Origin of the sequence: Vibrio sp. 1562, assembly GCF_033340155.1 — a bacterium.
In the GTDB taxonomy this organism is placed as follows: domain Bacteria; phylum Pseudomonadota; class Gammaproteobacteria; order Enterobacterales; family Vibrionaceae; genus Vibrio; species Vibrio alginolyticus.
Genome location: NZ_JAWOVY010000291.1, coordinates 1 through 737 on the forward strand (window position 1 = coordinate 1; position 737 = coordinate 737).

2 pseudogenes are annotated in these 737 nt (G+C 46.3%); both read right to left on the minus strand.

What is annotated here, in order from left to right:
• A pseudogene (locus tag R7Z49_RS24730) lies at window positions 1–481 on the minus strand (GGDEF domain-containing protein); the annotation flags it as partial.
• Window positions 465–737: pseudogene (locus R7Z49_RS24735) on the minus strand (hypothetical protein); the annotation flags it as partial. The pseudogenes R7Z49_RS24735 and R7Z49_RS24730, both read right to left, overlap by 17 nt.

The window sequence follows — 737 nt, forward strand, 5'->3', positions numbered from 1 at the left end:
GAAGTGAGCGACTGCTGATGGCATGATCAATCGCGTCGATCTTTTGGTAGTAACGTAGAGCACGGTTGTGATCGCCATAAGCATCACATAAGTTGCCCATACCAATGATCGCTAAAACGTATTCGTCGATAAAACCGTATTCCACTGCGATGTTGGTGGAGGCGATGTACTCGGTGAGGGCAGAGTTGTAATCACCAACTTCAACTAAGCGTTCGCTTAAACTTGCTTTGACCGACAGTATATCTTCGACATCCTCAGGTAATGAGAGCAGCTCTAATGCTTGTCTAAGCTCTTCGATACTGTCACAAAGCTGTTTGATTTCGCGGCGGTATTCTGCGCTGATAATTAGGCAATGTGCTTTTTCACGGCTGGTGGACGCAATGTGTCGACCGATATGTTCCCAAAGCGTGATGGCTTCTTCCCCAGAAACAGAAGAAGGATCGATGCCTGCGTCAGTGACTTTGCTAAGCAGTAGTTCCATTCTTCATTACCTCAATATAGCTTTCTTCCAACTGCTCTAAAGTAAATGGGAAAGTCAGGATGTCTTGTAAATACAATGTCGGTTTTGGCCCTTTGAGACCACGTCGTTCCCATGGATAAATGTCTAACATGGCATGCACGGTTCGGTAGAGCTCTTCTGCGGCTTGATCTTTTTCGGCAATCAGCATAGCGAGTCGATCGCTAGATAGGCGTGAAATGAGATCGCTTGGCGTCGTTAATGAGTGAACCAGTTCAGT